The sequence below is a fragment of the Streptomyces sp. MB09-01 genome (genome assembly GCF_033794505.1).
Lineage (GTDB): Bacteria > Actinomycetota > Actinomycetes > Streptomycetales > Streptomycetaceae > Streptomyces.
This window is the reverse complement of the sequence record NZ_JARAYQ010000261.1, coordinates 1-11,463: the sequence shown is the minus strand read 5'-3', so window position 1 is coordinate 11,463 and position 11,463 is coordinate 1. Positions and strand designations below refer to the sequence as shown.

Genomic DNA, 11,463 nt, shown 5'->3' with positions numbered 1-11,463 from the left:
CCTCGTGCCCGTGGTGCGCGGTGGCCGTCGGCGAGCCCGGGCCCGACACCGGCCCGCCGGAGGCCCGTACGGCCCCGCCCGCGCCCACCACCCGCAGCATCCGGGCCGCCTCCGCCGCGGGCAGCCGCTCGGCCGGATCCTTGCGCAGCAGCCCCTCCAGTACGGGCTCCAGCGGTCCGGCCCGGCGCGGCGGCGGCAACTCCGCGTCCACCACAGCCCGCAGGGTGTCCAGCGGGGTGGCCCGCCGGAACGGGGTGACCCCCTCGACGGCGGCGTAGAGCATGACCCCGAGCGACCACAGGTCCGACCCGGGTCCCGGATCGCGCCCCAACGCCCGCTCAGGCGCCAGGAATTCGGGTGAGCCGACCACCTCGCCCGTCATGGTGATCGCTGAGGAGCCCTCCAGGCTCGCGATCCCGAAGTCGCTGAGGACCACCCGGCCGTCATTGGCGATCAGCACGTTGCCCGGCTTCACGTCCCGGTGCAGCACCCCCGCGTCGTGCGCACAGCGCAGTGCGGCCAGCACCTGTTCCCCGGTGTGGGCGGCGCGCTGCGGGGTCATCGGCCCCTCCGCCTCCAGTACGTCGGCCAGCGAGAGCCCGCGCACCAGCTCCATCACGATCCAGGGCCGCCCGTCCTCGGAGGCGACGTCGTAGACGGTGACGACCCCGCGGTGCGAGACCCGGGCCGCGGCCCAGGCCTCCCGCTCCAGCCGCCGGTACATGCGCTGCAGTTCTGCGGGATCCAGTCCGGCGGGTGCCCGTACCTCCTTGACGGCCACGTCACGGGCCAGCACCTCGTCCCGGGCCCGCCACACGACGCCCATGCCGCCCCGGCCGATCGGTTCCAGCAGCCGGTACCGGCCCGATACGACGCGATCGGAGTTCGATTGCTCACTCACGCGGCCCCCCGAGTGCGTTCCTCTGCGCCCGCGTGTCATCGGGCGGTCACTCCAAGTTAGCGCAGTGGGCGGCAAGTGGCCCCTGTCGTGACGGGACTCGCGGCGTGACCTTCCGCAGCGTCACCTCTGTGCGGAGAGTGACGATCGACTCCGCTGAGTAATCGTCAACTACCCGTAGCCATAGGGGTAATTCACACCACCGGGATACCCGGGGGCGACGCGGGGGCGATAGGGTTAACCTGCCCGGGCCGGGTGCCCTCGTACGGGTGGGGAGAGAACATGGAACAGATAGCTATGCGCAGCAGGCCGCCTCGCGTGCCTGCCATCACCTGCGGCAGTGGTGCGAGCAGTTCGCGCCTCGACCGCCATCTCGCCGTGCTGGGCGGACCCGCCGTCCCGCACCGGGAGACCGCCGAGGCGACGCTGCTGATGCGCGAGCTCACCTCCCGCGACCACACGCACCGCCTGCGGAGCCGGAGCGCGCGCGTCTCGCTCTTCGCGCCGCTGCGCCGTCTGCGTCGCACGCTCTTCGGCAGCCGCCGTTCGTAACCGTCCCCGCACCGCAGCCGTTCGCCCTCGGGCCTGCGGCTCCCCGGCCCTACCCGATCACACCGTCCCGGCGCAGTTCCGAGATCTGCGCGTCCGCCATCCCCAGGGCGCGCAGCAGGGCTTCGGTGTGTTCGCCCAGCGCGGGCACCGCACCCATGTGCGGTGCCGCGCCGCCCGGCAGCCCGATCGGCGGCAGCAGGGCCCGCAGCGGTCCGGCCGGTGATCCCACCTCCCGCCAGCGGTCCCGGGCCGCCAGCTGCGGGTGCCCGGCCAGCTGGGCCACCGAGTTCAGCCGCGCGCAGGCGATGCCCGCCGCCTCCAGCCGCCCGATCGCCTCGTCGGCGCCCAGCCGCCCCAGGGCCTGCGCCACCACCGCGTCGGTCTTCGCCCGGTTCCCGGTGCGGGCCGCGTTCGTCGCGTACGCCGGATCCTCGGCCAACTCGGGTTGCTCCAGCACCTGTTGGGCGAGCCGGCGCCACTCGCGGTCGTTCTGCACCGACAGCAGCACCCGGTCCCCGTCGGCCGTCGGGTAGGCGTCGTAGGGTGCGATCACCGCGTGCGCGAGTCCGGTGCGCACGGGCTGCTCCCCGCCGTGCATCGTGTGGTGGAGCGGATGCCCCATCCATTCCGCCAGCGCGTCCAGCATCGACACCTCCACCCTGCCCCCTCGCCCGGTGACCCCGCGGCGCAGCAGGGCGGCGAGCACCCCCGAGAAGGCGTACATGGCCGCCGCGATGTCGGCCGCCGGGATCCCCGCCTTGACGGGCTGCTCCGGGGTGCCGGTCACCGAGACCAGGCCCGCCTCGCACTGCACGAGCATGTCGTAGGCGCGCTTGTGGGCGTACGGGCCCTCGGAGCCGTAGCCGGAGACGTCCACGGCTACCAGCCGGGGGTAACGCGCGCACAGCGCGGCCGAGTCGAGCCCGAGCCGGGCGGCGGCGCCCTGCGCGAGGTTCTGCACGAAGACGTCGGCGTCGGCCAGCAGGCCGTGCAGGACCTCCCGGCCGCGCGGGTCCTTCAGGTCGAGCGCGATCGACTCCTTGCCCCGGTTGGCCCAGACGAAGTGTGAGGCGAGGCCGTGCGCGGCGGTGTCGTACGCGCGGGCGAAGTCGCCGCCGTCGGGACGCTCGACCTTGATCACCCTGGCGCCGAGGTCGGCGAGCTGGCGGGTGGCGAAGGGGGCCGAGACGGCCTGTTCGACGGCGACGACGGTGATGCCGTCCAGCGGGAGCGGTTCAGGGGTTCGTGCGGGAGCCGTTTCGGTAGCCATGGGCCCTGCCTACCGGGTCGGACGGGAACTGTCACCACGCGGGGCGGTGACGTGCGTCATCCGCGCGCCGCCTCCCCGCGGGCGAACCTGCGCGTGGCCAGCGGCACGAACAGTGCGAGGAGCAGCACCGACCAGAGCAGCGCCCCGGCCACGGGGTGCGCCGCGGGCCAGGCGGCCCCGGCCGCCGCCCCGCCCCCGGCGTTCCCGCACAGCTCGCGCACAGCGGTGGCGACGGCGCTGATCGGGTTCCACTCGGCGACCGCGCGCAGCCACCCGGGCAGCCCGGCGGTCGGCAGGTACGCGCTGGACAGCATCGGCAGGACGAAGGTGGCGCTGCCGAGCTGGCCCGCCGCCTCCTCGCTCCTGCTCAGCAGGCCGAGGTACGTGCCCACCCACGCGGTGGCGAAGCGGAACAGCAGGAGCACGCCCAGGGCGCCCAGCGCGCCGGGCAGGCCGTTCTCGATCCGCCAGCCCATCGCCAGCCCCACCAGCATCAGCGGCGCCATCGACACGCCCGTGGTGAGCAGATCGGCCGCCGTCTGCCCGAGCGGGACGGCGGTGCGGCTCATCGGCAGGGTGCGGAACCGGTCCATCACGCCGCGGTGGGCGTCCTGCGCCGCGGTGAACATGCCGGTCATCAGGCCGTTCGCGGCGGTGGCGGCGAGCAGCCCGGGCACCAGGAACTCCCGGTACTCGCCGCCCGGCATGGCGAGGGCGCTGCCGAAGACGTACCCGAAGAACAGCAGCATGGTGATCGGCATGGTCTGGGTGAGGACCAGGAGCGCCGGGGCGTGCCGGGCCTTCTGGAGCTGGCGGGTGAAGACGGCTCCGCCGTCGGACAGCAGGGTGCTCATGCGGCGTACTCCTGATCGGCGGAACGGGCCTGGGTGAGGCGCAGGAACACCTCGTCGAGGGTGGGCGGGCGCAGGCCGGCGTCCGTGACCGGGACGCCGGCGGTGTCGAGTTCCCGGATGATCCGCGGCAGGGTGAGCCCGCTGTCGAGGACGGTCACGCCCACGGTCAGCCGCTCCTCGTCGAGCACGGGCCGGCCCCCGGTGAGCTGGTCGAGAACGCCGGCGGCGGCGGACAGGGCCCCGCGGGCGGCGACGGTGACCTCCGCGTAGGCGCCGATGCGGGCCTTGAGCCCGGCCGGGGTGCCGGTGGCGGCCACCCCGCCGCGGTCGACGACCACGATGTCGTCCGCGAGCCGGTCGGCCTCCTCCAGGTACTGGGTGGTGAGCAGCACCGTGGTGCCCTCCTCCGCGAGCGCGCGCACCGCGCTCCAGATCTGCTCGCGGGCCGCCGGGTCCAAGCCGGTGGTGGGCTCGTCGAGGAACAGCACCCGGGGGCGGGTGACCAGCCCGGCGGCCAGGTCCAGGCGCCGCTTCATGCCGCCGGACCAGGTGGCGGCCACGCGGTCGGCGGCCTCGGCGAGCCCGAACCGTTCCAGCAGCTCGTCGGCACGTGCCCGGCCGGCGGAGCCGCGCAGTCCGGCGAGCCGGGCGAAGAGCCGGAGGTTCTCGCGGCCCGTCAGATCCCCGTCGACGGAGGCGTACTGGCCGGTGACCCCGATGGCCTGGCGGACGGCCGCGGGCTCGCGGGTGACGTCGTGGCCGGCGACGAGGGCGCGGCCGGCGGTGGGCGCGGTGAGGGTGGTGAGGATCCGGACGGCGGTGGTCTTGCCCGCGCCGTTGGGGCCGAGGAGGCCGCACACCGCGCCCTCGGCAACGGCGAGATCGAGGCCGCGCAGGGCGTGGACCTCCCCGTAGCTCTTCTCCAGAGCCTCACTAAGTACAGCGTACGTAGTCGTCATGTGTGCCACCGTACCTCACTACGTACGGCGTACGTAACTAAGATGGTGGTCGAGACGACGAGGTGATCTGAGCGATGACAGCCGGCGGGCGACCCGCTGAACCCGAAGTGATCTGGTCCCGGCCCCACCGGGCCGGCCGCGGCCCCAGGCCCGCGCACAGCCGTGACTCCATCGCGGCCGAAGCGGTGCGGATCGCCGACGCGGAGGGGATCGAGGCCGTCTCGATGCGGCGCGTGGCCGCCGGGATCGGCGCGGGGACGATGTCCCTCTACAACTACGTGCCGCGCAAGGAGGACCTGTACGAGCTGATGGTCGACGCGGTCAGCGGCGAGTACGAGCTCACCCCGCCGACCGGCGACTGGCGGGCCGACCAGCTGGCGCTGGCCCGGCAGACGCGCGCGCTGATGCACCGCCACCCTTGGCTGCCGCGCCTGCTGAGCCCCGTCTACGGCTTCGGCCCGAACGCCCTGCGCTACCTGGAGTACAGCCTGGACTGCCTGGCCCCGCTGGACGCGCCGGACGCCGAGAAGCTGGAGCTCGTCGCCGCGGTCAACGGCACCGTCGCGACCTACGTGGCGGGCGAGTTGGCGCTGGCCGAGCGAGCCCGGGCGCTGCCGTGGAGCGAGGCGGAGGAGCAGGGCGTGCGGTCGGCCTGGCTCGGCTCCCGCCTGGCCACCGGGGAGTACCCGCGGCTGGCGGCTGCCCTCGCGGGCGGCGGCCCGGTCCCCGGCGCGGGACTGGACATGGCCGCGGTGTTCGACCGCTCCGTCTCACGGCTGCTGGGGGCCTGGGGGACGTGAGCGCGCGGGTCCGTCTTCGGGGGCGGGCCCGCCCGCACGCCGTGGCTCAGGGGAGTGCGAACTGCCCGCCCGCACGCCGCGGCTCAGAGGAGTGCGAACTGCCCGCCCGGGCCCTCCTCGTGGTGGTCCAGCACCGAGGCCGGGCGCCGGGCCCAACCGGGCGGCGGCAGCACCCCGGCCGCGCGCAGCTCCCGGGCCGGCAGGTTCGGCCCCGGCTCGAACGCGGCCCGCTCCGGCGCCAGATCGGCCAGCAGTGCCAGGGTGGTCACCAGGGCGAGCAGCTCCGAGGTCCAGCTCTGCGGCCACTCGGCGGGCCCCAGCGCCTCCAGCCCGTCGGCGGCCGGACCGCGGTGCGCGGTACGCGCGGCGAACCAGGCCTCCAGGACCCGCACGCCCTGCGCCTCGTACTCCCAGGCCCCGGCCGGCACGGGGGAGACCGTCCCGCCCCCGAGACTCAGCGTCTCGCTGCTGGCGTCGTACGCGAGCCCCTGCGGCCACGCCGCGACCGCCGAGCGGACGTACGGGCGCCGTCCGCCCGGCAGTCGCGGCGGCTCACCGCCCCGCTCCCCGCGCAGCTGCACGGTGAGCAGCCGGTGCCCCAGCTCCAGCCCGGCCCGCCAGCGTGCGGGGTCGGCGGCGAGCGGAACCTCGTAGCCGCGCGGGCCCGGGCGGCCCGCGGCGAGCACCCAGCACAGGAAGTCCTCGGGGGTGGCCCAGCCGCCGTAGCGCTCGCCCAGCAGGGGAAGCAGGCCGGGGGTGAGATTGGGCTCGGCGCCGCCGGGGCGCCGGTGCAGCGGGCGGATCCGGCCGAGCCGGCCGGCCGGGAGGTGCGCGGTGACCAGCGGGTCGGGGGTCTCGACGAGGAACACCTGGTGCTCGTCCCGGACCCGCCAGAGCTCCGGCCGGGCCGTGTCGATCAGCCGCTGGTCGGGCAGGAGCCACTGCTCGTCGAACGGCTCGCGGAGCACCCGTACGGGGTCGGGGCAGGGGCCGGGCGCGTCGGCGAAACGGGCCGTGGCCGCCGAGCGCTGGCCCGGCAGCGCGGCCGCCCCGCCGGCGGGCGTGCGGACGCGGCTCGGGCGGAACAGCCGCTCTCGCTCTGCCCCTTCGGAGCCGGTCAGGGTGGCCCAGCGGGCGCGCAGGGCCGCCGGATCGGGCGCGGCCACCCAGTCCCGGCCCAGGCGCAGGCCGCCCACGGCCCAGGGCATCAGATCGTCCAGCAGCGGTACGTCTTCGCTCACGCCGCCGATGGTAGCGACGGGATCCGATGGCCGGGCTGCGTCCAGGCCGAAGCGTTACGCTCCTTATGTACGCATAAGTGACACATACGTACGGGATCGACCGAGGAGACGGTCATGAGCCAGTACGACGAATACTCGACTCCGTCGCAGGCCGAGGGCGAGCGCCTCGACGAGGACATGGACGACAAGCAGCGCAAGGAGCGCCACCCCCAGACGATGCGGACCACGCCGTCCCAGGCGGAGGGCGAGCGCACCACGGAGGCCGACGAGAAGTAGGTCAGTGGGCGTCGACCGTCACCGTGAAGGAGAAGCGGTCGCCGCGGTAGCGGATCCGCGCCACGTCCACCACCCGGCCGTCCTCGTCGTACGTCACGCCCGTGTAGTGCAGGATCGGGCTGAGCAGCGGGACCTGGAGCAGCTCGGCCGTCTCCGGGTCGGCCAGCCGGGCCTCCACCGTGTCCGTGATGCGGCTGATGCGGACGCCCACGACGTCCCGCAGCACCTTGGTCATCGGCCAGCGCTCCAGATCGGCGAGGTCCACCGCCTCGGCGAACTCCGGAAGCACCGCGTTCTCGGCCCAGTTGGTCGGCTCCCCGCTCTCGCGGTCGCGGCGCAGCCGGCGGTACGTGACCACCTCGGGCGTGGCCGGGAAGTGCTCCAGCAGCTCCCCGGCCACGGGTGTGCGCCCGTGGCCGAGGATCGTCGTGCGATCACCGGACTGCTGGGCCACGATCGCGTCGACCGAGCCCAGCAGCCGGACCGGGGTGCTGCGCAGCGCGCCCGGCTCGATGAAGGTTCCGCGCCGCCGGTGCCGGCTGATCAGGCCCTCGCCCTCCAGCTCCTTCAGGGCCTGCCGCATGGTCAGCACGCTCACCCCGTAGTGCTCGGCCAGCTGCTCCTCGGTGGGCAGGCGCAGCGAGGCGTCCGGAGTGCGCCCCAGTATCGAGGCGCGCAGTGACTGCGACACCTGATACCAGAGCGGCAGCTTCCGGTTCAGTACCAGCGAGTCGGGGGCGAAGGCGGTCACGGGTGGATCTCCGAACGGCTGGACAGGGGGTGACGTGCAGCGCCTGCAGGGTATGCAGTGCAGGTCAGGCGCGGAAGTGGCGCTGCAGACCCTGCCACACGTCGTCGTAGCCGCGCTGGAGGTGATCGGCGCCGGCCGCCTGGGCGGTGGCGGTGATCGGCCAGCGGGTCTCGAACATGAAGGCCAGGCCGTCGTCGATCTTCTGCGGCTTCAGCTCGGCGGCGCTCGCCCGGTCGAAGGTCTCCCGGTCGGGGCCGTGCGCGGACATCATGTTGTGGAGCGAGCCGCCGCCGGGGACGAAACCTTCGGCCTTGGCGTCGTAGGCGCCCTCGATGAGGCCCATGTACTCGCTCATCACGTTGCGGTGGAAGTAGGGCGGGCGGAAGGTGTCCTCGCCGACCAGCCAGCGCGGCGCGAAGACCACGAAGTCCACGCCCGCCAGGCCCGGGGTGTCCGAGGGCGAGGTCAGGACCGTGAAGATCGACGGGTCGGGGTGGTCGTAGCTGATCGAGCCCAGGACGTTGAAGCGGTGCAGGTCGTAGACGTACGGGACGTGGCTGCCGTGCCAGGCGACCACGTCGAGCGGTGAGTGGTCGTAGATGGCCGACCAGAGGTTGCCGCAGAACTTGTTGATCACCTCGGTCGGACGCTCGACGTCCTCGTACGCCGCCACCGGGGCCTGGAAGTCCCGTGCGGCAGCCAAGCCGTTGGCGCCGATCGGGCCCAGGTTCGGCAGCTCGAAGGGCTGGCCGTAGTTCTCGCAGACGTAGCCGCGGGCGTCGGCGTCCAGCAGCTCGACGCGGAAGCGGACGCCGCGCGGGATGAGGGCCACGTCGCCCGGCCGGGCGGCGAGCAGGCCGAGCTCGGTGCGCAGGAGCAGTCCGCCGCGCTCGGGGACGATCAGCAGCTCGCCGTCGGAGTCGCTGAACACCCGGTCCGTCATGGACGAGTTGGCGGAGTAGAGGTGGATGGCCATGCCGGCGCGCTGGGCCGCGTCGCCGTTGCCGCCGAGGGTCCACAGGCCGGACAGGAAGTCGGTGCCGGGGGCCGGGTCGGGCAGCGGGTTCCAGCGGAGCCGGTTCGGGTCCGCCGCCTCGGTGAAGGGCGCGGTGCGCAGGGCCCCGTTGTCGATCCGGGTGAAGGGCGGGTGCGCGGCCGAGGGGCGGATCCGGTAGAGCCACGAGCGGCGGTTGTGGGTGCGGGGCTCGGTGAAGGCGCTGCCGCTGAGCTGCTCGGCGTAGAGGCCGAGGGGCGCGCGCTGGGGCGAGTTCCGGCCGAGCGGGAGGGCGCCGGGGACGGCCTCCGAGCTGTGCTCGTTGCCGAAGCCGGTGAGGTACTCCAGTCCCTCTGCCGTCTTCCGGGCCTGCTCGCTGCCGGCCTGCTCGCTCATGTGCTGCTCCCGCTCCGTCGAAGGAATCCTATGGTCGACAGTAGGATTCCGCGGCCCGCGCGTCAACGGGGTCCTGGGGCCTCGAGGCGCCGGGGGTCGGGTTGCGGGGCTGCGGGGCTGCGGGGCTGCGGGACGGGCGGGAACCCTGTAATCCGGCACCCTGGACGGATCCGCGCAGACCGTTGACGGATTTCGCGCAGACCGTTGACGGATTCGCACAGCCCCCGGGCGGATTCGTGCAGCCCCCGGATGGATTCGCGCAGACCTGGGACGGATTCGCGCAGGAGGGGATCCCAAAAGATGAACATTGCTCTACTCTCACGCGCATGTCGTGGACCCGCAGGTTCCCTGCCGTGCCGGCGGCGCTCCTCGCCGCCCTCCTTGCCCTCCTGACCCTCTTCGCCGCCGCGCCCGCCGCCCGCGCGCACGAAGAGCGCCCGGTCACCCTCCCGGACGGCTCCGGATCCGTACCGGAATACCGGAAGGCCGAGCCCGACCTGGTCGTCTGCAAGACCGACCGGCCCGCCTTCGAACGCCGGATATCCGCCTTCCCGGAAGAGCTCCGCCGGCGCAACCTCGCCCTGTACGAGCAGTGCGAGAAGAGCGGCTACCGCCACCTCCAGGAGGCCGTCGACGCCGTCGACCGGCCCGGGATGAACATCGCGATCCTCCCCGGCCTGTACGAGGAGGAGCCCTCGCTGCCGAAGCCGACGGGGGAGTGCGCCGCACTGAAGGCCCCCGAGTCCTCACTCGGCTACCAGATCCTGTCGTACGAGCAGCAGGTGCAGTGCCGGCACAACCAGAACCTCGTCGCGATCCTCGGCAAGACGAACCTGCAGATCGAGGGCACGGGCGCGACCCGGCTGGACGTGGTCATCGACGCCAAGTACCAGAAGCTGAACGCCATCCGCGCCGACAAGTCCAACGGCATCTACTTCCGCAACTTCACCGCCCAGCGCACCACCTTCAACTCGCTCTACGTGCTCGCGGGCGACGGCTTCGTGATCGACGACGTACTGACCCGCTGGAACGACGAGTACGGCTTCCTGACCTTCGCCAGCGACCACGGGCTCTACAAGAACTGCGAGTCGTACGGGAACGGCGACTCCGGCATCTACCCCGGCAGCGCCTCCGACATCAACGACGGCCGCGGCTACGACGTACCCCGCTACTCCATCGAGATCACCGGCTGCCGCAGCCACCACAACATGGTCGGCTACTCCGGTACGGCGGGCGACTCGGTCTGGGTCCACGACAACGAGTTCGACCAGAACATGGGCGGCGCCTCGATGGACAGCGCCTTCCCCGGCCACCCCGGGCTCCCGCAGAACCACGCCAAGTTCGAGCGGAACCTGATCCACGACAACAATCAGGACTACTACCACCACGTCGCCGACGGCACCTGCGCCAAGCCGCCGATCGAGCGCGGCTACGAACGCGGCGTCGTCTGCCCGCAGATCTCCATGCCGCCCGGCACCGGCATCATCACCGCAGGCGGCAACTGGAACCTGTACGAGGACAACTGGGTGTACGGGCACCGGCGCGCGGGCTTCTTCCTCAGCGCGGTCCCCGCCTTCATCCGGGGCGAGGAGAAGTGGTCGAAGCAGACGGACACCTCCCACCACAACCGCTACGCCGGGAACGTCATGGGCAAGGACAAGTCCGGCGCCGCCCGCCCCAACGGCATGGACGTGTGGTGGGACGGGCAGGGCCGCGGCAACTGCTGGCAGGACGGCCCCGACGGCTCCACCCCCGGCACGGTCCCGCAGTGCGGTGACCGCCGGGGCGCCGTGACGGGGGCGTCGGCCCGTCTGGTCGGCGAACCGGTCAAGCTGGTCCAACTCCTCGTCTGCGCCGACTACAACGTCCAGGCACGCAAACTCCCGGCCGGCTGCGACTGGTACGGCGCGCGCGGCCTGGAGCGGGTGGAGACCCAGCTCGCGCTCGCCGTCGCGGCCGTCCTGCTGCTGGTCGGCGGGGTCCTGTGGGGGCGCCGCCTGCGCGGCTCCCGGCTGGGCACGGCCGCCTCGCTGCTCGGCCTGGCAGGCCTGGCCCTGGACGTGGCCGGCTCCACGACGGGGCTGACCGCCACCTTCGTCCCGGCCCTCGCCCTCCTCCTGCTCGGCCTGTGGTGGACGGGTGTCGGCCTGGCGCTGCGCCCCGGCCGTCCCTGGCTGGCCCGCCTGACCCTGCTGCTGGCCGGGCTCACCCTGCTGGACGCCTTCGACAAGGCCGTCCTGATGATCCCCTGGACCCCCCTGAGCCCCGCCTGGGTACGGGCCCTGGTCGCCGTCGTCTGGGTCCTGTGGGCGGTCGTGGCCTCGGCCCGCCCGGGCCGGCGGGGCGGGCCGGGGTACGGCCATGGGCGGCGCCACGGCGGCGGCGCCCCGGGGGGGCGCGCGGTTGAGGGGGAAGGGCCGGCCGGGGGGTGGGGCCAGGCGGAAGGCAGGCGCAGGGCGGACGCCCAGGGTC

The 11,463-nt window shown here is 73.5% G+C and carries 11 protein-coding genes; 4 read left to right on the top strand and 7 right to left on the bottom strand.

The genetic code is table 11. The features are described from left to right. A partial coding sequence (locus PV721_RS35570) for a serine/threonine-protein kinase (RefSeq protein ID WP_319731743.1) occupies positions 1 to 940 on the bottom strand: 940 nt, incomplete at its 3' end. Between the two features lie 240 nt (positions 941 to 1,180). On the opposite strand from PV721_RS35570, the gene PV721_RS35565 reads away from it, so the two are divergent. Then, a complete protein-coding gene (locus PV721_RS35565) occupies positions 1,181 to 1,450 on the top strand; it encodes a hypothetical protein (protein WP_319731741.1) in 270 nt (89 codons plus the stop codon). A gap of 49 nt (positions 1,451 to 1,499) precedes the next feature. Here PV721_RS35565 and PV721_RS35560 read toward each other — a convergent pair whose 3' ends face one another. Genes PV721_RS35560 through PV721_RS35550 form a run of 3 tightly spaced genes read right to left on the bottom strand, consistent with a single transcriptional unit; the run spans position 1,500 to position 4,533 of the window. Further along, positions 1,500 to 2,720, bottom strand: coding sequence for a CaiB/BaiF CoA-transferase family protein (locus PV721_RS35560; protein WP_319731739.1), 1,221 nt, complete (start codon positions 2,718 to 2,720; stop codon positions 1,500 to 1,502). A 56-nt stretch (positions 2,721 to 2,776) separates the two neighbouring features. Further along, on the bottom strand, positions 2,777 to 3,574 hold the full coding sequence (locus PV721_RS35555; RefSeq protein WP_319731737.1) for an ABC transporter permease: 798 nt from the start codon (positions 3,572 to 3,574) through the stop codon (positions 2,777 to 2,779). Continuing rightward, positions 3,571 to 4,533, bottom strand: coding sequence for an ATP-binding cassette domain-containing protein (locus PV721_RS35550; protein ID WP_319731735.1), 963 nt, complete (start codon positions 4,531 to 4,533; stop codon positions 3,571 to 3,573). Before PV721_RS35550 ends, PV721_RS35555 begins: the two co-directional genes overlap by 4 nt. A 74-nt stretch (positions 4,534 to 4,607) precedes the next feature. Here PV721_RS35550 and PV721_RS35545 point away from each other — a divergent pair, with 74 nt between their 5' ends. Next, positions 4,608 to 5,333 carry a TetR/AcrR family transcriptional regulator gene (locus tag PV721_RS35545; RefSeq protein WP_319731734.1) on the top strand — a complete coding sequence of 242 codons (726 nt, stop codon included), beginning with the start codon at positions 4,608 to 4,610 and terminating at the stop codon, positions 5,331 to 5,333. Between the two features lie 83 nt (positions 5,334 to 5,416). On the opposite strand, the gene PV721_RS35540 is transcribed toward PV721_RS35545, so the two are convergent. Continuing rightward, complete coding sequence (locus tag PV721_RS35540) at positions 5,417 to 6,541, bottom strand: type ISP restriction/modification enzyme (protein ID WP_319731745.1); 1,125 nt, start codon at positions 6,539 to 6,541, stop codon at positions 5,417 to 5,419. Between the two features lie 147 nt (positions 6,542 to 6,688). Here PV721_RS35540 and PV721_RS35535 point away from each other — a divergent pair, with 147 nt between their 5' ends. Continuing rightward, positions 6,689 to 6,850 (top strand): hypothetical protein, encoded by a 162-nt coding sequence (locus PV721_RS35535; RefSeq protein ID WP_319731732.1) that lies wholly within the window; start codon positions 6,689 to 6,691, stop codon positions 6,848 to 6,850. 1 nt (position 6,851) lies between these two features. Here PV721_RS35535 and PV721_RS35530 read toward each other — a convergent pair whose 3' ends face one another. Further along, positions 6,852 to 7,601, bottom strand: a complete 750-nt coding sequence (locus PV721_RS35530) for a GntR family transcriptional regulator (protein WP_319731731.1) — start codon at positions 7,599 to 7,601, stop codon at positions 6,852 to 6,854. Between the two features lie 64 nt (positions 7,602 to 7,665). Beyond that, complete coding sequence (hmgA, locus tag PV721_RS35525; RefSeq protein ID WP_319731729.1) at positions 7,666 to 8,991, bottom strand: homogentisate 1,2-dioxygenase; 1,326 nt, start codon at positions 8,989 to 8,991, stop codon at positions 7,666 to 7,668. A gap of 326 nt (positions 8,992 to 9,317) precedes the next feature. Between hmgA and PV721_RS35520 the strand changes: the two genes are divergently transcribed. After that, a partial coding sequence (locus tag PV721_RS35520; protein WP_319731727.1) for a right-handed parallel beta-helix repeat-containing protein occupies positions 9,318 to 11,463 on the top strand: 2,146 nt, incomplete at its 3' end.

What these genes read in the sequence shown, in the direction of transcription:
- PV721_RS35565 (WP_319731741.1), top strand. Translation starts at nt 1,181, where the DNA reads ATGGAACAGATAGCTATGCGCAGCAGGCCGCCTCGCGTGCCTGCCATC.
- PV721_RS35560 (WP_319731739.1), bottom strand. Translation starts at nt 2,720, where the DNA reads ATGGCTACCGAAACGGCTCCCGCACGAACCCCTGAACCGCTCCCGCTG.
- PV721_RS35535 (WP_319731732.1), top strand. Translation starts at nt 6,689, where the DNA reads ATGAGCCAGTACGACGAATACTCGACTCCGTCGCAGGCCGAGGGCGAG.
- PV721_RS35545 (WP_319731734.1), top strand. Translation starts at nt 4,608, where the DNA reads ATGACAGCCGGCGGGCGACCCGCTGAACCCGAAGTGATCTGGTCCCGG.
- PV721_RS35555 (WP_319731737.1), bottom strand. Translation starts at nt 3,574, where the DNA reads ATGAGCACCCTGCTGTCCGACGGCGGAGCCGTCTTCACCCGCCAGCTC.
- hmgA (WP_319731729.1), bottom strand. Translation starts at nt 8,991, where the DNA reads ATGAGCGAGCAGGCCGGCAGCGAGCAGGCCCGGAAGACGGCAGAGGGA.
- PV721_RS35540 (WP_319731745.1), bottom strand. Translation starts at nt 6,541, where the DNA reads ATGCCCTGGGCCGTGGGCGGCCTGCGCCTGGGCCGGGACTGGGTGGCC.
- PV721_RS35550 (WP_319731735.1), bottom strand. Translation starts at nt 4,533, where the DNA reads ATGACGACTACGTACGCTGTACTTAGTGAGGCTCTGGAGAAGAGCTAC.